Origin of the sequence: Rhizobium mesoamericanum STM3625 (assembly GCF_000312665.1) — a bacterium.
Taxonomy (GTDB): Bacteria; Pseudomonadota; Alphaproteobacteria; order Rhizobiales; family Rhizobiaceae; genus Rhizobium; species Rhizobium mesoamericanum.
Genome location: NZ_HF536773.1, coordinates 146,046 through 168,006 on the forward strand (window position 1 = coordinate 146,046; position 21,961 = coordinate 168,006).

The 21,961-nt window shown below is 59.0% G+C and carries 22 protein-coding genes; 4 read left to right on the top strand and 18 right to left on the bottom strand.

Annotated elements, in window-relative coordinates; translation table 11 throughout:
* Positions 1–17: 17 nt before the first annotated feature.
* The 3 genes from nuoH to BN77_RS20980 are packed head-to-tail and all read left to right on the top strand — an operon-like array spanning position 18 to position 2,082.
* Positions 18–1,019 (top strand): NADH-quinone oxidoreductase subunit NuoH, encoded by a 1,002-nt coding sequence (nuoH, locus tag BN77_RS20970; protein WP_040678583.1) that lies wholly within the window; start codon positions 18–20, stop codon positions 1,017–1,019.
* A gap of 10 nt (positions 1,020–1,029) precedes the next feature.
* Positions 1,030–1,596 (top strand): NADH-quinone oxidoreductase subunit I, encoded by a 567-nt coding sequence (locus BN77_RS20975; protein ID WP_007535763.1) that lies wholly within the window; start codon positions 1,030–1,032, stop codon positions 1,594–1,596.
* A 45-nt stretch (positions 1,597–1,641) separates the two neighbouring features.
* The gene (locus tag BN77_RS20980; RefSeq protein ID WP_007535764.1) at positions 1,642–2,082 is read left to right on the top strand and encodes a CBS domain-containing protein; all 441 of its coding nucleotides are present in this window, start codon (positions 1,642–1,644) and stop codon (positions 2,080–2,082) included.
* Between the two features lie 6 nt (positions 2,083–2,088).
* Here the strand turns inward: BN77_RS20980 and nuoG are convergent, their stop codons facing one another.
* The 10 genes from nuoG to BN77_RS21030 all read right to left on the bottom strand — a co-directional run bounded on the left by nuoG (position 2,089) and on the right by BN77_RS21030 (position 12,263).
* Entirely contained in the window at positions 2,089–4,695 is a 2,607-nt protein-coding gene (gene nuoG, locus BN77_RS20985) for an NADH-quinone oxidoreductase subunit NuoG (protein WP_007535765.1), read from the bottom strand.
* 33 nt (positions 4,696–4,728) lie between these two features.
* On the bottom strand, positions 4,729–5,994 hold the full coding sequence (nuoF, locus tag BN77_RS20990) for an NADH-quinone oxidoreductase subunit NuoF (protein ID WP_007535766.1): 1,266 nt from the start codon (positions 5,992–5,994) through the stop codon (positions 4,729–4,731).
* A gap of 3 nt (positions 5,995–5,997) precedes the next feature.
* A complete protein-coding gene (gene nuoE / locus BN77_RS20995; RefSeq protein WP_007535767.1) occupies positions 5,998–6,504 on the bottom strand; it encodes an NADH-quinone oxidoreductase subunit NuoE in 507 nt (168 codons plus the stop codon).
* A 16-nt stretch (positions 6,505–6,520) separates the two neighbouring features.
* Positions 6,521–7,735 (bottom strand): NADH dehydrogenase (quinone) subunit D, encoded by a 1,215-nt coding sequence (gene nuoD / locus BN77_RS21000; protein ID WP_040678241.1) that lies wholly within the window; start codon positions 7,733–7,735, stop codon positions 6,521–6,523.
* 1 nt (position 7,736) lies between these two features.
* Complete coding sequence (locus BN77_RS21005; protein ID WP_007535777.1) at positions 7,737–8,300, bottom strand: NADH-quinone oxidoreductase subunit C; 564 nt, start codon at positions 8,298–8,300, stop codon at positions 7,737–7,739.
* Positions 8,297–8,800, bottom strand: a complete 504-nt coding sequence (locus BN77_RS21010) for a NuoB/complex I 20 kDa subunit family protein (RefSeq protein WP_007535778.1) — start codon at positions 8,798–8,800, stop codon at positions 8,297–8,299. Before BN77_RS21010 ends, BN77_RS21005 begins: the two co-directional genes overlap by 4 nt.
* Positions 8,788–9,153, bottom strand: coding sequence for an NADH-quinone oxidoreductase subunit A (locus BN77_RS21015; RefSeq protein WP_028747944.1), 366 nt, complete (start codon positions 9,151–9,153; stop codon positions 8,788–8,790). Before BN77_RS21015 ends, BN77_RS21010 begins: the two co-directional genes overlap by 13 nt.
* Before the next feature lie 379 nt (positions 9,154–9,532).
* The gene (locus tag BN77_RS21020; RefSeq protein ID WP_007535780.1) at positions 9,533–9,958 is read right to left on the bottom strand and encodes a type II toxin-antitoxin system VapC family toxin; all 426 of its coding nucleotides are present in this window, start codon (positions 9,956–9,958) and stop codon (positions 9,533–9,535) included.
* Positions 9,958–10,212: a type II toxin-antitoxin system Phd/YefM family antitoxin gene (locus BN77_RS21025; protein ID WP_007535787.1), complete on the bottom strand. Its 255-nt coding sequence runs from the start codon at positions 10,210–10,212 to the stop codon at positions 9,958–9,960. Before BN77_RS21025 ends, BN77_RS21020 begins: the two co-directional genes overlap by 1 nt.
* Positions 10,213–10,469: 257 nt before the next feature.
* The gene (locus BN77_RS21030) at positions 10,470–12,263 is read right to left on the bottom strand and encodes a methyl-accepting chemotaxis protein (protein WP_007535789.1); all 1,794 of its coding nucleotides are present in this window, start codon (positions 12,261–12,263) and stop codon (positions 10,470–10,472) included.
* Between the two features lie 414 nt (positions 12,264–12,677).
* On the opposite strand from BN77_RS21030, the gene BN77_RS21035 reads away from it, so the two are divergent.
* On the top strand, positions 12,678–13,400 hold the full coding sequence (locus BN77_RS21035) for a LuxR family transcriptional regulator (protein WP_007535791.1): 723 nt from the start codon (positions 12,678–12,680) through the stop codon (positions 13,398–13,400).
* Between the two features lie 51 nt (positions 13,401–13,451).
* On the opposite strand, the gene BN77_RS21040 is transcribed toward BN77_RS21035, so the two are convergent.
* From BN77_RS21040 to BN77_RS35570, 8 genes are all read right to left on the bottom strand, one after another.
* Positions 13,452–14,891 (bottom strand): NADH-quinone oxidoreductase subunit N, encoded by a 1,440-nt coding sequence (locus BN77_RS21040; protein WP_007535793.1) that lies wholly within the window; start codon positions 14,889–14,891, stop codon positions 13,452–13,454.
* Positions 14,888–16,360 (bottom strand): complex I subunit 4 family protein, encoded by a 1,473-nt coding sequence (locus tag BN77_RS21045; protein WP_007535795.1) that lies wholly within the window; start codon positions 16,358–16,360, stop codon positions 14,888–14,890. The genes BN77_RS21040 and BN77_RS21045 overlap by 4 nt, the downstream gene beginning before the upstream one ends.
* A gap of 8 nt (positions 16,361–16,368) precedes the next feature.
* Positions 16,369–18,129 (bottom strand): Na(+)/H(+) antiporter subunit D, encoded by a 1,761-nt coding sequence (locus tag BN77_RS21050; RefSeq protein WP_007535797.1) that lies wholly within the window; start codon positions 18,127–18,129, stop codon positions 16,369–16,371.
* Positions 18,122–18,376: a hypothetical protein gene (locus BN77_RS21055; RefSeq protein WP_007535799.1), complete on the bottom strand. Its 255-nt coding sequence runs from the start codon at positions 18,374–18,376 to the stop codon at positions 18,122–18,124. Before BN77_RS21055 ends, BN77_RS21050 begins: the two co-directional genes overlap by 8 nt.
* Positions 18,373–19,836, bottom strand: a complete 1,464-nt coding sequence (locus tag BN77_RS21060) for a monovalent cation/H+ antiporter subunit D family protein (RefSeq protein ID WP_007535801.1) — start codon at positions 19,834–19,836, stop codon at positions 18,373–18,375. Before BN77_RS21060 ends, BN77_RS21055 begins: the two co-directional genes overlap by 4 nt.
* 4 nt (positions 19,837–19,840) lie before the next feature.
* Positions 19,841–20,143, bottom strand: coding sequence for an NADH-quinone oxidoreductase subunit NuoK (gene nuoK / locus BN77_RS21065; RefSeq protein ID WP_007535802.1), 303 nt, complete (start codon positions 20,141–20,143; stop codon positions 19,841–19,843).
* Positions 20,143–20,643, bottom strand: a complete 501-nt coding sequence (locus BN77_RS21070) for an NADH-quinone oxidoreductase subunit J (RefSeq protein WP_007535803.1) — start codon at positions 20,641–20,643, stop codon at positions 20,143–20,145. The genes nuoK and BN77_RS21070 overlap by 1 nt, the downstream gene beginning before the upstream one ends.
* Before the next feature lie 586 nt (positions 20,644–21,229).
* The gene (locus BN77_RS35570) at positions 21,230–21,688 is read right to left on the bottom strand and encodes an autotransporter outer membrane beta-barrel domain-containing protein (protein ID WP_157224493.1); all 459 of its coding nucleotides are present in this window, start codon (positions 21,686–21,688) and stop codon (positions 21,230–21,232) included.
* Between the last annotated feature and the right edge of the window lie 273 nt (positions 21,689–21,961).

Here is a 21,961-nt window from a genome sequence, read left to right on the forward strand (position 1 = left end):
CTGCGGAACGGCCGACCATGGAGCTTATCGTCGCTCTTAGCCTGATCGTCTTCAAGGTCGCCCTGCTGATTGCGATCCTGTTGTTGCTGCCTTTGCCACTGACTTGGCTGGAACGCAAGATTGCCGGGCATATGCAGCAGCGCATGGGGCCAATGCGGGTGGGCTGGCACGGGCTGCTGCAGCCGGTGGCGGACGGAATCAAGCTCTTGACAAAAGAAGACCACATCCCGGCCGACGCTGACCGCTTCCTGTTCAAACTCGCCCCGCTCCTGGCCCTTGCTCCGCCCTTTGTCGTGTTTGTCGCTGTCCCTTTCGGCGAGTCCATCTCGGTTCTCAATGCACAAGTCACCCTCTATGCTTCCAACCTGAACGTTGCATTGCTTTTCGTCTTCGCGGTGATCGGGCTGGAGGTCTACGGGGTGATCTTCGGCGGGTGGGCGGCAAACAGCAAATACGCGGTTCTCGGGAGCTTGAGAACCTGCGCGCAGATGATCAGCTACGAGATCCCAATGGGGTTTGCTGTCGTCGGCGTGATCATGCTGGCGCAGTCGATGAGCCTTGTGGATATAGTGCGCGCCCAGAGCGACACGTGGAACATTGTATATCAGCCGGTCGGCTTCTTCGTGTTCTTCGTCGCCGGAATGGCCGAAGCGCAGCGCATTCCCTTCGACCTCGCGGAAGCGGAAGGCGATCTCGGCGCCGGCTTTCATACCGAGTACAGCGGCATCCGTTTCGCGTTCTTCATGGTCAGCGAGTATGTGATCATGCTGCTCGTATCCGTGCTTGCTGTGATCCTGTTCTTCGGCGGCTGGAATGGCGCACTGATCCCGTTGCCGCCCCTCCTCTGGTTCGCATTGAAGGTGGCGTTCTTCGTCTACCTCTTCATGTGGCTTCGTTTCACCTTGCCGCGCTACCGCTATGACCAACTCATGGCGATCGGGTGGAAAGTCTTGCTTCCTCTGTCGATGGCGAACATAATCATAACCGGTATCCTTTTAGGGGCCACGGCGGCCCCGTAGCGGGGCGGCAATGTCGCACGCACAGCATAGACTTGGAACATGGATCGGCTGGGGCTTCTTCGCGGATCTGGCGAGCGCCTTGGCGCTGACCTTTGGTTACATGTTCTCCAGACCCGTCACCATGCAGTATCCGGATCAGGAAAAATGGTTGCCGTACCCGCGCTACCGCGGACACCATTATCTGAACCGCGACGAAACTGGCGAGATCAAATGCGTCGCCTGCGAACTCTGCGCCAAGATTTGTCCCTGCGATTGCATCGAGGTCGTGCCGTACGAGGACGAAAACGGCAAAAGACACCCAATAAAATTCGAGATCGACACGGCCCGGTGCCTGTTCTGCGGCCTGTGTGAGGACGCCTGCCCGGCGGATGCGATCGCACTTGGCCAACAGTACGAATTCTCGAGTTTTTCCTCGGGCGATCTCGTGATTGGGCGCGATGATCTGCTCACCAAGCCGCACAAGGCGGTCACCGGCGGCGGAGTGGTCGCTGCCCGCCTGAATACGAAGAAGGATGTGCTCGTCGAGACGAAAGAGACGCAGGGCTATAACTGGTGGCGAAATATCCGCAGAACGTGAACGCTGCCAGCTCAAAAACCCGAGGCGCTCGCAAAGGAGGCTCAGATGTTTGTCGGCGATATCATGAAGAACAAGGGTTTCGGTGTCATCGCGGTCAGTCCCGACCAGACGATGGTGGAAGTCCTGAGACTGTTTCGAGCCAATAATATCGGTTTCGTCGTCGTCAGCCGCTCCAACAGCGAATATCTGGGTTCGCTGTCAGAACGGGACTGCTGCAATGCGGTGGCCGAATACGGAACAGATGCGCCGACGATGCGGGTCGGTGATATCATGAACCGCGATATGGCAACCTGCTCGACTCGCGATGTGTTGCCCGTCGCGATGGCGATCATGACCGAGCGGCGCACACGTCACGTGTTGGTCATGGATGACGGCGACGTCATCGGCGTGGTCAGCGTCGGTGACGTGGTCAAACACAGGCTCGATGAAGCGCAGCGTACGGAGCAGGACCTCCAAGACTATATCTGCGGGAACAGGTATCACTGACACCGGTCAAGGCAGCCCACCACCCATGCCCTGGTTGTGGTCCTGAGGACTTGATGCTGCGTCGGTTTGATGGGCGGCAGTCGTGGCCTCTTGCACCTCGACCGGGCACGGATACTCGCCCTTCCGCATCAGTTTGTTGAGCTGCAGGGATCTGTAGTTTTCCGGCACGAAGACGAGACCTTTCGGGAACGCTTTGTCGATCTTGAGTTTCGCCTCCAGCTCACCCCTCGCCGAACGCACAACTACCTGATCGCCATCCGAAAGGCAAAGCTCGGCGGCATCCTCCTCGCTGATCGCGACATAGGGGTCGCTTGCTACCGTATTCAGGATTTCCGAGCGTTCGGAAAGATAGCCGTTATGAAACAGGCAATTGCCCGTGACCAGCATGAGCCCGTCGACTGGCTTGGGCGCAGGCGGCGGCGCGAAGAACTCTCCGGTCTGTGATGTCGGCACTGTTCTGGTGAATATGCCGTCAGCATGAAGCCCGCCCAGCGTCACTTCCTGATAGGCTGGCACCAGCCGGGCAATCTCGCTGAAAATGTCCTCTGGTGTCGATGGCTCCAAACGTTGGCCCCTGAGCGCTGCGACAAAGTCGAAGATCGCCAGATTGTCTCGCGCCTCGAAGGCGGGCTCGCGGAATTTTCGAACCTTTTGGATTCGGCCCTCGTTGTTGGTGAATGTACCGGATTCTTCGCCATAACCCGCAGCAGGCAGAATGACGTTTGCAAGGCCAGCAGTATCCGTGAGGAAGGCATCCTGCACAATCACCAGATCGGCCCCGCCCAGCGCTCGCGTCACGAAGTCCCGGTCGGGATAGGCTATCAGGGGATCGGTTCCGGCAATGTAAAGCGCACCCATCCGCCCTTCGATGCAGAGTTCCAGCATCGCGTGAAGATCTGCGCCGGGTTCAGATGGGATATCACTCCCCCAGTTTCGTGCGAGAGCATCACGGGCGGCATCATCGGCGACGGCCTGCCCCCCTGGCAGGGTCGCCGGCAGGACCCCCATGTCCCATGCTCCCATCTGGTTGGCGCGATCAAACAGGAACTGCATCGCCGGAGCCTTGCCGAGCAGGCGCAGAAGCTGCAGCAGATTGTTCAGCTGCCGCAAGGTCGCGCGCGCCTTGGGTGATCTGAGGAGGTCGACGCTGACCAGCAACGTGACGCTGCGGCCTTCAAGGAGTGCTGTTGCCAGAGGACCCTGCCCGTCACTGTTTGAGTCTATCGCTTGGCTGCCGACAGCGGCTTCGGTGACAGCAAAAGCTTCGCCCGGCAAGGTATGACGAGCCGCTGCCCTGAGCCCAGCGACCACAGCCGCAATGCTCGCCGCTTCTTCGCCCGGCCGGGCGCGAACAACCGCCCGGGCATCAGCGTCCAGGCGGCAAGGCCGCGCCGAGAGTATCAGCAATCTCGTTTGCCGCCGCCGGACGCTATCACGCAGCAGATATTCGGTGACCGGGTTTTCTTCGGTGACGTTGCCGCCGACGACGAGCACACAGTCATTGCCAATCACCTCGTCCAGCGGCGCACGGCTGTAGAAGCCTGTAATCATCGGGCCGAGCACGTCAAAGGGCGCGCACCAGCGCGACGAGCAATCGATGTTGTTGGTCCGGAATACGCTACGCATCAGCTTCTGGAACTGGTAGAGCGCCTCGTTGGGCAACCGGGCTGACGCGAGCCCGCCAGCTGGCTTGTGCGCGGCGGCCGCAAGGCGCTGGCGCAAAAAGTCCCCGGCTTCACCCCAGGACACTGGAACCAGCGCACCGTCGCGACGGATCATCGGCCGTTTGATCCGATCCCCACCCTCGATAAAGTCGAGCCCGAAGCGTCCGCGTACGCAGAGCGTTTCGCGATTGACACCGTGTTCCTGTTTGGAGTGGACCCGCATGAACTCCCCTTTGCGTGTGCCAACGGTAAGCTGGCAGCCGGTGCCGCAGTGCGGGCAAATCGTGTCCGTCTCGGCCAGATCCCAGGGGCGCGCCTTATAGCGGTAGGGAAAGCTCATCAGCGCGCCAACCGGGCAGACTTCGACGCAGTTTCCGCACTGATCGCAACTCGCAAGGCTGCCTTCAAAGCCGGTGACGGCAGTATCCATCCCTTTCTCGATCGTGCCGAGGGCGACAGCTCCGACGACCTCCTCGCACATTCGCACGCATCGCTGGCATTGGATGCAGCGGTTTACGTTCATGATGATGACCGGACTGAGACGAATGTCCCTGGAGTGGAATACACGTTTGGGATCGCGGAACTCGCTGCGGCTGGGGCCGTAGGCCATGACCATGTCCTGAAGCTCGCATTCGCCCCCCTTGTCGCAGATCGGGCAGTCGAGCGGATGATTGGCAAGCAGCATGTCGAGCATGGAAGAACGCGTTTCGTCGATCAGCGGGGTGTTCGTCCGCACGACCATGCCATCGGTGACCGCGGTGGCGCAGGCAGGCTGCAGGCGCCGCAGGCCTTCGATCTCCACCAGGCACATGCGGCACGACGCCAGCGGCGGCAGCCTCTTCAGATAACAGAACGTCGGGATTTCGATGCCGAGACGCCGGGCAGCCTGCAGCACGGTCGATCCAGCCTCGACTTCCAGCACCTGTTCGTTGATCGTGACTTTAGGCATGGTTTCCTCACGGCCCTGCTTCAGCGTGCTCCTTCAGTGATACGGGCACTTTCGCTCCTCGATATGGGCAACAAATTCATCGCGGAAATGCGCCAGAGCCGCCCGCAATCCCATCGCCGCCCCGTCCCCGAGGGCGCAAAACGTGTTGCCGAATATGCCCTTGCAGAGCTTCTCCAGCTGCTCCAGGTCGCCTGGGGTACCTTCCCCGGCTTCGATCCGGCGCAGGACCTTTACGGCCCAGTTCAATCCTTCCCGGCATGGCGTGCATTTGCCGCACGACTCATGATGGAAGAACTCGACGATACGAGTGGCCACCTTGACCATGCAGGTCGTGTCGTCGATCACGATGACGCCTGCCGAGCCGAGCATCGTTCCGGCGGCGGCCAGCGAATCGAAATCCATCCCCACGTCCAGACCGCGCTCCGGTATGACCGGCGCCGATACGCCTCCGGGTATCACGGCCTTGACCTTGCGTCCCGGCAGCGGTCCGCCGGCATGCTCCTCGACGAGCTCGCGCAACTGTATGCCCATTGGCAGCTCGTAGAGGCCGGGTTTGCGCACCTGGCCGCTGAGGCAATAGAGCTTCGGACCAGGGCTCTTGTCCGGGCCGATGCCGCGGAACCATTCGGCGCCCCGCACAACGATATGCGGTACGCAGATCAGCGTCTCGACATTGTTGATGACCGTGGGGCTCGCGTAGAGCCCGGCCACGGCCGGAAACGGCGGTTTCAACCGCGGCTGGGCCCGCTTTCCCTCAAGCGACTCCAGCATGGCGGTCTCCTCGCCGCAGATGTAGGCGCCGGCGCCGCAGTGAATATGTATGGTGAAATTGAAAGCCGAGCCGAGTATGCGCGCTCCCAGATAACCCGCAGCACTAGCCTCTGCGATCGCCTGCTCGAGGCGGCGAATGGCCGTCACATACTCCCCGCGGATGTAGACATAGGCGGTTTCGGCCCCGATCGCGTAAGCGCTGATTGCCAGTCCCTCGATGAGCTGGTGCGGATCGCGCTCCATGATGATCCGGTCCTTGAAGGTCCCCGGCTCGCCCTCATCGGCGTTGCAGCAAAGATATGTCGGCTTGCCGCTTTGCTTCGGCACGAAACTCCATTTCATTCCCGTCGGGAACCCGGCACCGCCGCGACCGCGCAGGTTTGACTGTTTGACGAGTTCGATGACCTCGTCAGGCGTGTAGTCGCGCAGCGCCTTGGCCAGAGCCTGGTAGCCACCGCCAGCTTCGTAGGTGGACAGCAGATGACCAGACCGGATATCGACACTCTTGAGGAGGACCGGCTCGAACATTGGCTACTCCCCGAACGATGATGCGGCGGCGAGATCGGCAGCAGTGGTCGCCTGCGTTCGCAATTTTTCGAGAAGCAGGTCGATCCGTGCGCTGTCGAGATGGCCGTGATAATTGTCGCCAACCTGCATCACCGGAGCCATTTCGCAGGCGCCAAGGCATTCGACGGTCGAAAGTGTGAACAGCCGGTCCGAGGTTGTTTCGCCCTTTTTGATCCCGAGCGTCTCCTCCAGATGCGTCAGCAGGTCCTCTGATCGGCGCAGCATGCAGGAGACGTTGTCGCAAAGCTGCAGGTGGAACTTCCCGACAGGCGCGGTATGGAAGAGGGTATAGAAGGTCGCCAGTTCGTAGACCCATATTCGCTCGACGCCGAGGATGTCGGCGACCTCTTCCAGCACCGGACCGGGAAGATGGCCGTGTTCGCTCTGTGCGATCAGCAGCGCGGGCATGATCGCCGAGCGCTGGTCGGGATACCGCGCAGCCGCTTCTTCGATCTTTTCGCGCATCGTCATCACATCCAGATCCCTGCTACTTGTCCACCTCCGCCATCACCGGATCGAGACTGCCGAGCACGGCAATCATATCAGCCAGATAGTTGGCATTCGTCACCCCGAACAGCGCTTGAAGGTTGACGAACGAAGGTGCCCGCACCTTCATGCGGAATGGTTTTGGCGAACCGTCGCTGATGATGTAGAAGCCAAGCTCGCCCTTCGGCGCCTCGATTGCCGAATAGACCTCGCCCTTCGGCACCTTGAAGCCATAGGCCGACAGGTCGAAATGCTGGATCAACGCCTCCATCGAGCAATGCACTCGCTCCTTGTCTACCGGGAACGCGATCGTCGGCATGTCGATCTGGAACGGTCCCTCGGGCATCTGGTCGATGCATTGCTTAATGATTTCGATGCTCTCGAGCATCTCGTCGAGCCTGCACCGCCAGCGCGCATAACAATCGCCCTCTTTGCGGGTGACGACCTTGAAATCAAGCCGGTCGTAAATCTCGTAAGGCTCATCGCGCCGGATGTCCCAATCAACGCCCGAAGCACGCAAGTTCGGGCCACTCAGGCCGAGATCTATGGCGTCCTCAGCGCTGATCACCCCGATCCCGTGCGTGCGCTTCAGGAACACCCGGTTGTACTCGAGCAACCGTTCATAGTCGCGAATCCGGTTCGGGAAGATGTCGATGAACTCACGGATCTTGGGAAAGAAGCCGTCAGGCAGGTCTTCGCGCACCCCGCCGACCCGGCAGAAGGAAGTGTGCATCCGCGCACCGCTGATCATTTCCAGGAGATCCATGATCATTTCCCGTTCGCGCATGGCGTAGAGCAATGCGGTCATGGCACCGAGATCCATCGGCAGCGCGCCGGTGATCAAGAGATGACCGGAGATGCGTGCAAGCTCCGCCATCATCACCCGGATGTATTGGGCCCGGATCGGGGCCTCTATGCCAAGCAGCTTTTCCACTGCCAAGGCGAAGGCGAGATTGTTCGAAGGTGGACAGAGATAGTCGAGACGGTCGGTCAGCGGGAAGATCTGGGTGTAGGTGAAGCTTTCCGCCAGTTTTTCAGTGCCACGGTGCAGATAGCCAATATGGGGATCCACCCGCTCAACATACTCGCCGTCCAGTTCGAGGACGAGTCGAAGAACCCCATGAGTGCTTGGGTGCTGCGGCCCCAGGTTGAGAAGCACTTCCTTGCTGTTGAGTGCTTCACCTTCCGGCCTCATGAGCTCGGTGACTTCGGTCATCTCAACTTTCCGGCGTCCGGCGGCCTCCTTGTGGAATTTGGCGGGTGGCAAGGTCAGGCTGTGTCGGCGGGGGACCTTCGGCACCAAATGGGTTCAGGCTGTCCTTGTAGCCCCTGAGCGGGAAGTCCTTTCGTTGGGGAAATCCCTCGAAGCCTTCCCACATGTAGATTCGGCGCAAATCCGGATGTCCGTCGAAGCGAATACCATACATGTCCCAGGCTTCGCGCTCGTGCCAGTTGGCGGTGCGCCAGACCCCTGTGACCGAAGGAACGACCGGCGGATCATCAAGCCAGCACTTGATACGAACCCGCCACCGGTTGGCCAGCGAATAGAGGTGGTAGACCGTCTCGAAGCGCGGCACTTCGGGATAGTGATCAACCCCGCAGATATCGGAAAGGAAATTGAACTGCAGCGCCGGATGTTCTTTCAGGAACCGGCAAAACTTAACAATCATTCCTGGCTGTACGGCAAAGACATCGATGCCGTGCATGGTGCCAAGATCCTCGATTTGTTCTTCGAAGCGTTCAAGGATCGGCGCGCGATTGAGGGGTGGCACGACACTCATGACGCAGCAGCCCGATCCACGGTCGTCCCGGTCAGTGCGCGGGACCGCTTGATCTTTTCTTGAAGCAGGAGGAAGCCATGCATCAACGCCTCGGGCCGCGGCGGACAGCCTGGCACGTGTACGTCGACCGGCACGAAGGTCTCCGACCCCTGCACGACGGCATAGGTATTGTAGACCCCGCCCGAAATGGCGCAGGTGCCCATCGCAATTACCCAGCGCGGCTCCGGCATCTGGTCATAAAGCCGGCGTACCACGGGCGCGAACTTCCGGGTGACAGTACCGGCGATGATCATCACATCGGACTGCCGCGGCGAAGGGCGGAACACGACCCCAAACCGATCGAGATCGTAGCGAGCGCAACCTGCCGAGATCATCTCGATGGCGCAGCAGGCAATGCCGAAGGTCTCGGGCCACAATGCCGACCTTCGGCTCCAATTGATGATGCTGTCGGCCGTGGTGAACAGGACGCTATCGCTGATGACGTTTCCTACTCCTCCCATTCCAGGGCTCCTTTCAGCCAGGCGTAGGCGAAGCCCACGAGAAGCAGCACGATGAAGACGAACATTTCGACGTAGCCGACCATTCCGATCTCTTTAAGGACGACAGCCCAGGGAAAGAGGAACATTGTCTCGACATCGAAGACCACGAGCAGGATCGCGAGGACGAAGAACGGCACCTTGAAGCGCCCCCCGGCGGCTTCGCCCGCCGGGTCCATGCCGCATTCATATGGCATGTTCTTCGCTGGATAAGGATTTGATGGGCGCAGCAACGAGGAGACAAAAAGCGTCGCCCCCACCACCAGAACAATTCCGGCGATCATGAAAAGAACCGGCAGGAATTCCATAGCGGCCACGGCCATCCACCTGGGCTTTGCTCAGGTCGCGCTTCGGGAGCGTTGGTGCAGTCGCCCCGGGAAGCGACTTGGGCAATCCTTTCTTGAATTGCCAGTCTATTCCGCTGTAAGGATCATTGCAAATCCAATCAATTAGCCTCTTAGGAGTCTGACTACAAAGTCAGCCAGAGCACGATCTCGCCCAGAGCATGGGTTCTCAGTCGATTGCCCCAAACCCGACTGAACAAGCGAATGGACCGGCAAGGGCGAGGATCTTCGAGATATATGTTCCAGTTCAAGCGACGCTTCCCACGGGCGCAAGCGATCACATCGGAAAGTCTGGGTGGTTTCAGATCGTCCCGTGAGAATTAAGGGCGAAGTTTCAGCTGGAAAAATACTGCTATGCCCGCATATCCCACGGGTTCACCAGCGCCACTCCCAAGGCCTCGAAATCTTCGACGTTTCGCGTGACCAGCGTCATATGCCGGGTGAAGGCTACCGCCGCGATATAGGCGTCGTTGATCGGCTTGGGATTGAGTACATGCCATTTCGCCGCCTGAACGGCTGCAGCCTCGTCCAACGGCAGAATACGCCCGGAAAATGCCGTGAGGACGACGTTTTCCAACCAGTTGCGCAGGGCCTTTCCTGCGACGGCCCGATTATGCTCGACCAGGCGGACGCCAATCTCCAGCTCGTGCAGAACTACCGACGAAATGAAGGTTTCGGCCGGATCAATGGTTTCGTTCCAGACCGTAACATTGGGATCTGCCTTGCCGCTTGCGACCTTGCGCAACTCTGACACGACATTTGTATCGAGCAGCAGCATCAGGACAGGTCGACCGGTTTGGCAAGTTCAGTGCGCTGCGGAAGCACCAGGTCAACGTCTTCCGCTCCGGGTGCGGCCAGCATATCACCGAGCGTCCGCATTTTGCCGGTAAGGCGCTTGTATTCGTCGAACGATAGGAGGACGTGCGCGGGCCGCCCCCTGTCAGTAATGATAACAGGGCCGTCCTTGGCGGCGCGCTTTGCGCGGCCAAGATCGTTGTTGAGTTCACGACCTGAAATCGTGGTGATGGTCATGGCAACGTTCGCAGAAATTGTGGTTACGTAACCACATCTAATTCAGGGGAGCTGGAATTGCAAGAAGCTGGCACAGCCTCACTGCGACCTCGTTTCTGAGCGCGCTGCCGTCAAGTACCGATGGTCTGGGTTGATCGTTTTCGCTCCACACATGGTTTCTGAAACGCAGGTTGCCCAATGCACGATAGATGGCTTAGCGGGTTATATGGTGCAGGGCGAGGACAAATCTTGCTCAATGTCATCTGCCCTGCCGTCGATCAGAATTTCTCCCATTCGGTGCCGGCGACCGCGGCGTTGCCATGGAAGGCGGCGCTCACTTTGGCTGCCATCGTCCGCGCCGGGGATGCGACCGGCCGAGAGGCTGCAGTTGCGGCAGTCGGCATTGAGTGACGCAAGGCCGCGCGATTTCCGATAGAGAACTGCCCGAGCAACTGGAACAGCGCGTCCGCCTCCTTCGCAAGGCTGTGGCAAGCAGCAGTCGACTCTTCGACCATGGCCGCATTCTGCTGCGTACCCTGATCCATCATGTTGACCGCCTGGTTGATCTCCTTGATCCCGGTCGCCTGCTCCCTGGCGGCCTCCACAATCGCCTCGACATTGGCGTTGACCTGCTGGACCTGCGACACGATCGTCTCGAGCACACTGCCCGTCTCGCCAACCAGAGCCACGCCGTTTTTAACGTGCGTGTTCGAATCCGTGATCAGTTCCTTGATCTCCTTCGCAGCCTTGGCAGACCGCTGGGCAAGTTCGCGCACCTCCTGGGCGACGACGGCAAAACCCTTTCCGGCATCGCCTGCGCGTGCTGCTTCGACGCCCGCGTTGAGCGCCAGCAGATTGGTCTGGAAGGCGATCTCGTCAATGACACCGATGATGTTGGAGATTTCCAAGGACGAGTTCTCGATCTTGCCCATCGCCGCGATGGCACTGCGTACAACTGCGCCGGAATGCTCGGCATTCCCGCGCGTCTTGCGGACAAGCTCACCGGCTTCTTCCGCACGCTGGCTGGAATCGGCCACTGTCGTGGTGATCTCTTCCAGCGCGGCGGCCGTCTCTTCGACCGAGGCGGCCTGTTGCTCCGTCCGTTTCGACAAGTCGTCCGAGGCCGAGCGTATCTGTTGCGAGCCGGCAGCAATCGCGCTGGCATTCTCAGCCACCGCTTGCATCGCATCGCGCAGCTTCTCGCTTGCGCGATTGAAGTCGGTACGAAGCTTTTCCAGCGTGGGAATGAATGGGGTGTCCAGTGTCTGCGTGAGGTCGCCATCGGAAAGTTTGTTCAGGGCGTCTGCCAGCCGATCGACGTTGTTAACCCGGGCAGTGACATCGGTCGCGAATTTGACGACTTTGAAGACCTTTCCGTTCATGTCGAAGATCGGATTGTAGGAAGCCTGGATGTAGACCTTTCTCCCGCCCTTGCCGATGCGCAGGAATTCGTCACTCACGAAGGTACCATCCGACAGACGCTGCCAGAAGCGCCGATAATCGTCGCTGCTCGTATAGGCACTGTCGCAAAACATCGAATGGTGTCGCCCCTGGATTTCCGAGAGTTGATAGCCAAGTGTCGAGAGGAAATTCTGGTTTGCCGACAAGATCTCGCCGTTCGGTGTGAACTCGATGATTGCCTGAGCACGGGAAAGTGCATCGAGTTTTCCGGCGTCCTCGGCGCTCTTCAGCTTTTGCTCGGTAATGTCGGTTGCAAACTTGACGACCTTGTAGGGCTTGCCGCGGCTGAAAACGGGATTGTAGGACGCTTCAATCCAGATCTCCTTGCCACCCTTGCCTATGCGCTTGTACTGGCGCTGGTCGAACTCACCTCGACCAAGCTTGGCCCAAAACTCGTAATATTCCGGCGAGGTCGCCTCGGCTGGATCGACGAACATGCGGTGATGCTGGCCGACAATCTCGGATGCGTCATAGCCGAGGGCGCGGCAAAAATTGGCATTGGCCCTCAGGATCTTTCCCGTGCAATCGAATTCAATGATGGCCTGCGATTTGCTCATCGCGGACAGGATTGCTTTGGCGTCGATGCCAAGGCCGAATGCTATTCCCTTCATGCTGTTCCCCCGAGCTCAGGACAATTGAGTGACTGGAATCGCCCTTCTCGCTTTGCGTGGAACGAGCAATTTGAAAACAAGAATCCGTAAAATTCATTAAGCTTCCATTAACTGCATCGGCCCGGACTTGCTCTCATCTGCTGCTGCCGGGCCCAATAAACATTGGGTTGCAATATCAATGCATTGCCGGACGATCTTTGCAACAAATCTCAACCTGAGAGTGTTTGCGTTCCTTAAATCAAGCAGCTTCCGGCCGGCGTATTCTCCACAATTTTGAAGCGGAAATCGGAAAATTTCATTTACCTTTTGTTAAGTTTTTACTACCTGCACGAAATCCCTGCGATGGCTGCTTGCCTTCACCGCCTTCCCTCCGGTCTTTATCCGGCAGGGATAGTCGCTAGATCGGAGACGGGAATGAAGCTGGTGGCCGAGTTCGATCGGATTGAGGAAATCGCTGGAGGCTTCAAGACCCACTACGACGTCTTCAAATACATGAAAGCTCTCACTCAAGAGCTTGAAATGAACGCGTTCCTGATCATGACGCTTCCCACCGTCGACATCGTCGAAATCGGAGCCACGAAGATCATCACCAACTGGCCAGCGGAGATGGTCGATTACTATGATGGGCACAACTTGCTGATCGACAGCCCCGTTATTCGGCGGATGCTAAGATCGACAAGTCCGTTCAACTATGATGTCGACATCATCAACGCCACCCGCGGCGAAGGCAAGAAAGCCACTGTGGTCGAGCTTTTCAAGCGACATCGTATGGAAAAGGGGGCGTATTTTCCCGTTCATGATGCGGCTGGCGGACGCGGTGCCATGTCAATTTCGGGAGAACGGAATTTCAGCATGATCGAATTGGCGAAGCTCCTGTTTATCGCCACGCTCATATATGATCGTCTGTCGCAACTGACCCTGAAAGAGCAGCACCCGCCCGTTGAATTCACGCGGAACGAACTCGACTGTTTAAGAATGACAGCAGCGGGCAAGAAGGGTCATGAAATTGCTAATGCGCTTGGCGTATCGGAACACGTGGTGAATAACCACATCAGCAGCGCAATAAAAAAACTTGGCTGTACGACAAGGACGCAGGCCGTCGTGAACGCTTTGCGCCTGAACATTATCCGTTGCTAGATACGTAAAATCACGCTTCCTTGAACCGAACAGGACAGCGCAACAGTGCGCCTAGCCGCCAAGAATGGACTGTTGAGCAAGCTTCAGAAACCACCCGGGAAACAGGCCGATGCCAATCGTGCCTGCGGCGGTAACGGCAAACGTGGCGCTGACCAGCGGTGTCAGCGCCGGTTCGAACGTCCGCTCAGGTTCGCGCATGAAGATGATCATGACGATGCGGATGTAGAAATAGGCGGCGACCGTGCTCAGGAGCACGGCAATCACCGCCAGCGTAACAAACCCACGTTCGACGAGCGCGACCAGCACGTAAAACTTCGCGAAGAAGCCGGCCGTCGGTGGAATGCCTGCCAGCGAAAATAGATAGAGCAGCATCAACAGCGCCAGCCCAGGATGCAACTTGGCCAAACCCGCATAGTCGTCAATAACCTCACCTGCGAAATCTCCGTTCCGCATCATGATGACGGCTGCGAAAATGCCGAGATTCATGAAGGCGTAGATCAGCACGTAGAGCATCACGCTTGCGATCCCATCCGTACCGCCGGCAACAACGCCAAAAATTGCGAAGCCGGCATGAGCGATGCTGGAATAGGCGAGCAGCCGCTTGAAATTGTCCTGCACCAGAGCTGTGAAACTGCCGAGCGCCATCGTCGCCACCGCAATGACAGCGACGATGATCCAAACGTTCGAAGCTGCGACCAGCGGGTTAAGGAATACCCGCAGGATCACCGCAAAGCCCGCCGCCTTCGGGCCAACCGACATAAAGGCGGTAATGGTCGTCGGCGCGCCTTCGTAAACGTCCGGCACCCACATATGGAACGGGACCGCTCCAACCTTGAAGACGAGCCCGGCAACGATGAAGACCACCGCCAGCAACAATGCAGGGTCGAGTGGATTGCCCGTGACCAACGCCGCCATCCGGTCCAGTTGGGTCGTGCCGGTGAGGCCATAGACAAGCGAGACACCATAAAGAAAAATTGCTGTCGAGACGGCGCCAAGGATCACGTATTTCAGTGCCGCTTCATTCGACCGCTGCTCGCGTCGCAGAAAACCGGTCAGCACATAGGTTGAGAGAACCATCAGTTCGAGGCCAACATAGATCGACAAGAGATCACTCGCCGAGGCCATGATCATCATTCCGGAAAGCGCAAAGAGCAGGAGCACATAATATTCGCTGCTCCCGATCCTCTCGATGTCGGCATACTTTCGCGACAGCAGGAAAGTCAGGACGGTCGCCAGGTAGAATACGAACTTGAAAAAGGCCGCGAAGGGATCGGCGATGAACATGCCCGCATAAGCTGCCCTTACCTCGCCGGCAAGTGCAAATGTCTCGATGGCCGCGAGCAGGACGATTGCGGCGCTGGTCCAAACAAGGAAATGGGTCCGTTGCTTTTCTACGATCTGCCCGAGGAGCAGCACGAAACAGGCTCCCGCAACTACCGTGATCTCAGGCAGGCTTGCGAGAATCGACGGATAAAGTGCCGCTCCGGTCATGGGCCACCCTTGCCGTGCACTTGTTCCAAAAGGTGCATCACCGAGGTGTCGATGATCGAGAGAAAAGGCTTGGGATAGAATCCAACCCAAAGGACGAAGCCAGCGAGCGGCAGAATAGCAACCATCTCGCGGGAGTTGACGTCACGGACCTTGAACCGGTGGCCGACGTCCGCCGGACCAAGCGCGACCTTTCTGTACATCCCAAGCAGATAGGCCGCACCCAGCAAAGCACCTGGGATTGATGCCGCGCCGATGATGAGATTGGCCGCAAAGCCACCCGACAAAACCAGCAGTTCACCCACGAACGAATTCGTCCCGGGCAGCGCCATCGACGAAAGCACGAACAGAGCAAGAAAACCGGTATAGATCGGCGCAACCTTCATCAGACCGCCATAATCGCCGATGCTGCGGGAATGGGTCCGCTCGTAGATCAGGCCGACGAAGAGGAACAGCGCGCCAGTTGTCACGCCATGATTGAACATTTGCAGGATGCTGCCTTCGAGCCCGCGCAAGTTAAGAGCAAAAATCCCAAGCGTCACGAAGCCCATGTGACTGATGCTGGAATAGGCCACCAGCTTTTTGAAATCGTCCTGCGCTAACGCAAGCAAGCCGCCATAGACAACAGCAAGTGCTGAAAGCGCCATCATGAGCGTCGAATAATAGACGGACGCTTCCGGCAGCATCGGCAGCGAGAACCGCAGGAACCCGTAGGCGCCCATCTTCAGGAGCACGCCGGCGAGAATGATGCTGCCCGCCGTCGGTGCCTGCACATGGGCGTCTGGCAACCACGTATGGAGCGGGACCATCGGCACCTTGACCGCGAAAGCGATGAGGAATGCAAAGAACAGCCATGACTGCGTCGCGAACGGCAGATGCTGCGTCATCAGGACGAGTATGTCGAAGGTCTTGCCGCCGCTGAAATAGAGCACGATCACGCCGACCAGGAACAGGACGCTGCCAGCCAGCGTGTAGAGGAAGAACTTGAACGCCGCATAGACTCGGCCCTCTCCACCCCACACACCGATGATCAGATACATCGGGATCAGCATGGCTTCCCAGAAGACATAGAACAGGAACAGGTCGAGCGCTAAAAACACGCCCAGCATCAAAGCCTGCATGGCAAGCAAACTGATCATGAACGCCTTCACCTTGCGGTCAATGGCAACCCACGAGGCGAGCACGGAGACCGACCCCAACAAGGTGGTGAGAAACACGAAGAGCGCACTGATTCCGTCGATGCCGAACGCATAGTTAATGCCGAGCGCGGGCACCCACGGGCGCCTCTCGACGAACTGCATATCATGGCTCGAAGTGTCGAAACTCGCGAGCACCGCGACGGCGAGCAAAACGTCGAGCAGCGTGAAACCAAGCGCCACCCAACGCACCACCTCGTCCTTGCGCAGAGGCGTCAGCACAACTGCCCCCGCGGCGGGTACAAAGACGATGAGGCTGAGCAGCGGGAAGGTCATCGCGCCTCCTATTGCCACGCGACGACGAATATGGCGGTCGCCGCAATGACACCGGCAATCATTGCCAGCGCGGAATGGGTCACAATGCCGGTCTGGAGCCTGCGCAACGCCCCGCCGCCGCGCAGGATCGAGCGGGCAACGCCGTTGACGACAGCGTCAACGGCGCTGCGATCGATCCGGAACCCCACCCGTGCCGCCCCACGCAGTAAGGGTAGCGCCGCAGTCTCCGAGACGTTGCTTACCGCCTGCTCGTAGCGCGCCAGCGGCTTTTCGGCGAACCACATGAAATATCTCGCGCCCTTGCGGTAGAACCAGTCGGTGTCGATGCTGATCGTGTTTTCGGGGGTGAGCGCTTTAAGGCACAAGAAAAATCCCAAGGCGGTGAACATCAGCACACCGAGGCTCTCGGTGACATGCATGCCAGTGTAGGGTTCGAAATCGACCGGATAAGGCAGTAGCGCGTAGAGCGGCTGAGGAAACACCCCGATTGCAATGCAGAGCACCGCTGCCAAACCCATTGCAACGAGCATGTTGCGCGGCGGCTCTCGCGCCTGAAGCCCTCGGTCGGTGCCGAAGAACATGAAGTACGGAAGTTTGAGCCCGGTATGCAGGAACGTTCCCGACGACGCCATCGTGAGCGCCAGCACCACCCACGCGCGGTGATCCTCTCCGGCGGCTGCCACCACCATCGACTTGGTGACGAAGCCGGAGAAGAACGGAAATGCCGAGATCGCAAAGGCGCCGACCATATAGAGCGCCACGGTGAGCGGCATGGTTTTGTAAAGCCCGCCGAGCTCGGTAAGCTTGCGCCGCCCGGTGGCGTGGATCACGGCGCCCGCTCCCATGAACAGTAGCCCTTTGTAGAGGATATGGGCGAAGGCATGGCTGGTGGCACCGTTCAAGGCCATCTCCGTGCCGATGCCGACACCGGCGACCATGTAGCCCACCTGGCTGACGATGTGATAGGCGAGCAGACGCCGACAATCGTTCTCCAGCACCGCATAGACGACGCCATAGAGCGCCATTACAGTCCCAAGCCAAACCAGAAGCTCGGTGCCCGGAAAGGCCCGCGCCAGCACATAGACTGCGGTCTTGGTTGTGAAGGCGCTCATGAACACGGCCCCGGTGACGGTCGCCTCTGGATAGGCGTCGGTCAGCCATGCGTTAAGAGGGGGCACGGCGGCGTTGAGCAGGAACCCTGTCAAAATCAGATAGGCGCCAGCCTCCATCCCTGCCCCGATCGGGGCAAAGAGCAGTGAGCCCGTGGAAAGGCCATGGAGAACGATACCGCCAAGCAGGACCACGCCGCCGGTGATGTGCACCATCAGGTAGCGGAAGGCGGCGCCGATCGCCTGCCCGCCTCCCTGGGCGAACACCAGATAGGCAGAGGCAAGCGCCATCGTCTCCCAGAACATGTAAAGGGTGAGGTAATCGCCGGCAAATAACACGCCGAGGGCGCCGCCGACATAGACGAACGCCGCCACATGCTGATCGGCATGCGTCAGGTGCAGCGCGTAGACGGTGCCGATCAGCGCCATGATTGTGAAGACGGTGGCAAAGACGACGCTCAGCTTGTCAACTTTCGCAATCAGGATTTCCTGCCCGATGAACTGCAATGCGCCGTAGTTTCCCGGTTGCATCGTCAGCACCGCAAGAATTGCGAGCGCAGGGATCACCAGCAGATACGCCTTGCGGACCCTGCCGTTCAGGAAGGGGATCGGCAAGGCGCCGAGAATAAATATGACGGCGGGATGGACGAAGTCAGTCATAATAGTCCTCGCGCCGCATGAGCCCGCCCTGATGGCCGAGGAACTTGGACACGAAGATCAGCAGCACGCAGGAGCCGAAGCCGTAAACGGCGGACCAGCCGGGCAGCCGGTCCCATAGATATTCGGCGTGGTCGCGAGAAACCAGGAAGTCGGCGGCAACGATCAGAACAAGCACCAGATAGAACAGCCGGCGGCGCGCAGCCAGATATCTTCCGTCACCGAAGAAATCGACGATACGCTTGATCATCGGACCACTCCTTCAGCAAGGGCGAGGAAATAGCCTGGAAAGATGCCCATCAACACCGACAGGGCGGCGGTCGCGACCAGCGGCACGGCCACCATCGGAATTTCGCGCACGGTCTCCGCCCCGCCTGGCGCCTCCGTTCCGAAAAAGGCGAGATAGCTGACCGGCAGGAAATAGGCCGCATTCAGCACAGAGCTTGCCAAAAGAACAGCCAGGAAGGCCATCTCACCTGCTTCAACCGAGCCGGCCGCCAGATACCACTTGCTGACGAAGCCTGAGGTCGGCGGCACTCCGATCATGCTCAGGGAGGCGACAAAGAATGCGCCCATCGTCCAGGGCAGCCTGCGGCCAATGCCGGCCATTTCGCTGATGTTTCGTTTTCTGGAGGCGCAATAGATCGATCCGGCGCAGAAAAAAAGCGTTATCTTGGAGAAGGCGTGCGCCGCAATGTGAATGATGCCGCCGACCATGGCCACCGGGGACAGGAGAACTGCGCCGAGCACGATGTAGGAGAGCTGACTGACCGTAGAATAGGCGAGCCGCGCCTTCAAGTCGTCGCGCGTCAGGGCGTAGACGGACGCCATCAGGATCGTGAAGGAGACCAGGTAGGCTGTGGCAACGCCAAGCCCGAGCTCGCTCATGAGCCCAGTGCCGAAAACATGGAACACCAGCCGCAGCACGCAGAACACGCCCATCTTGACCACGGCCACGGCATGCAAGAGCGCGCTAACCGGTGTCGGCGCCACCATCGCGGCGGGCAGCCAGGCATGCATTGGCATCACTGCGGCCTTGGCGAAGCCAAAGAGGTAGCAGAAGTAGATGACCGTCAGCAGCGCAGCCGAGGCATCGGCCCTTGCAAATAGTCCTCCCACCACAAAGTCGAGCGAGCCTGTGAGTTGGTAGGTCAGCGCCAGTGCGGCGAGAAGCACGCTTTTCGACGCGCCCATCAGATAGACGAGGTACTTGCGGCTGCCTGCCCAGGCTTCCTCATCCTCATGATGATAGACGAGCGGATAGGTTACCAGGCTAAGCACCTCGTAGAAGATCACCAGCGTGAACAGGTTGGCAGCGAAGGCACCGCCGACGGCGGCTGCGAGACTGGCGGCGAAGCAGGCGAAGAAGCGCGTCTGGGCGTGCTCATTCAAGTGCCGCATATAGCCAATCGAATAGACCGCTGCCGCGATCCATAGCAGCGACGAGACGGTGGCAAACACCATGCCAAGTGGGTCCACCCGGAAGGCGAAGTCGATTCCTGGCAGGATCTCGAATAGGCGCAAATCCAGCGTGCGACCAGCTAGCACCGTCGGTGCCATCGATGCGACGATCGCGAACATGGCAACTGCGGCTAACGGCGAAACGGCGTCGCGGAGTTTCTCGTGCTTGTTCAGAAGGAGAACTGCAAATGCGGCCAGCGCGGCCACAGCGATGGCAAGTAGCGGCCGGATTGAGATCACCGGATCCAAGCCGCTATCCTTTCATCAAGGTCACGTCGTCGATCTTGAGGGTGGCACGGTTCCTCACGAGGGCGACCAAAATACCGAGGGCCACGGCGACCTCCGCCGCGGTAATGGCAATAACGAAGATCGCGAAAATCTGCCCGCGAAAATCGGCGTGGTAATGTCCGAAGGCTATGAAATTGATGTTGACCGAGTTGAGCAGCAACTCCAGCGACATGAGAACGACCAGGATGTTACGCCGGAGCAGCACGCCGGCGGCCCCGATTACGAACAGGACAATGGAAAGCGAAACGTACCACCCGAGTGGGACCATTACGACCACTCCTTCCGCGCCAGAACGATGGCGCCGACGAGGGCAGCCAGCAGGATGACGGAGGCGGCTTCAAACGGCAGGAGATAATCGGCGAACAGTGTCGTACTGAGCTGCCGGATCTGATCGCCGCTGCGCGCGGCGATAGGTACGGTCGCCGAAAGGAGGTCACTCCAGAGCACCAGCACAAGCATTTCCGCCGCAAGCAGGACGAGCAGCACCAGAGCCGGTAAGTTGCCGCCCGGCAGGAAGCGCTGCAAGACCGCCTCCCGCACGTCGATCATCATGATCACGAACAGGAAAAGGACCATGATCGCACCAACATAGACGAAGATCTGGACGACCGCGAGCAGCGGTGCCTCGAGCAGGACGAAAATTGCCGAGATCTGCAGGAAACACGCCATCAGCGCCAACGCGCTGTGAACTGGATTCCGCGCCAGGACCACCGTTAGGGCCGTGACCACAGCCCCCGCAGCAAATAGAAGGAAGAACCCCTGGCCCATAGACGCAGCCCTCCTACGCGAACTATCCTTCGACACAGAACGGCCGAATTCAAGATAGCGCCGCATCCAAAAAATGCGTTTATAAATTGTGCCCTAGTCGCAGATCTTTCACAAGATTATTGTCGCCCGGCGACCGGAAGCGTTCAACGTGCAGTTCGCGCACAACGAGGCGATTGCTGCCGCAATCTTGCCAACGAACAGCAGCGCTCAGATGAACCCGGCAGGTTTTATGGAAGTCAGCCGACCGCGTGTTTCGGGCGTTGCGAGGAAGAACACAGCGAATTCCAAAAAAAGCAAACCATAGCTTCATTTTCGTTTGAGAGCTGATTTAAAACAAGCCATAGCTGCGTCAGCGCTATATATTTGTCCAAGAAAACCGTTGAACAAAGGTATGATTTTCCAAATGACCCCACGCTTCTCGGGACCAAGCGGCACAACTTTGGCATGAACCAATCTCATCACGTCTGAGGTCTGCCCCGCCTGCCACTCCATCGATTATTCCGCAGCATCCGCTTTCTAGCTTCCTCCACCCGCTATACCAACTTGGCCAAGGTCGCCCGCGAGCAACATGCGTCACTCGATGCTGTCACCTTCGCGTCCAGACGCCGTCGATCTCGATAGCGGGTTGACCGTCGGCATAGTAGCTTGGCTGTTCTGCGGTGACCTTGCATCTGAAGTTCTGCGTCGAATCCTTGCAGAACACTTCCTTGCGTGCGGCCGGTTCGGTCCAGTAATGGTTGCCGACGCGCTGCTGCATGGTCGGTAGGCCAACAAGGTCAAGCAACACCTGCGGATAGACCTCGTAGATCGGGTCGCCGGCCCGGAAGAGTGGAACGGGGTTCGTTCCGGGAGGTGTGGGCACCAACTCCGACCGCAGATACCAGTTGCCGTCGGCGCCACACACCCTGCCGTAGTTCAGCGTATAGGCATAGGCCCCGCCAATCACAGCCTGCTGCCCTGCTTGGTGACATATTCGCCCGCAAGCGCAAAAACTCCCGGATCCGAGATCGTCTTGTTGCGTATCTCGACCAGAGCTCGATGCCATTGCCGGGCGTCAGAGCGCCCCCGGCACCCGCCTCTACGTGTCGAACGGCGGCCGGCTGCTTGTCAACACCGCGCTCAATTCAGCATTCCCGTGGGCGGCCAGATCAATTCCTACTCCGACTCCGACATGCTGATTGTAGACGGCACCCAGTTTGCACTAATCAAAACTCATTCGTTCTGCCCGAGATAAGAACCTTGCCATGGTTAGGCCACGTGCCGGGCGAGCGCGCAGCGTGACCAGAGCGAATGCAGGGCGTCGACGAGATGCTCGATA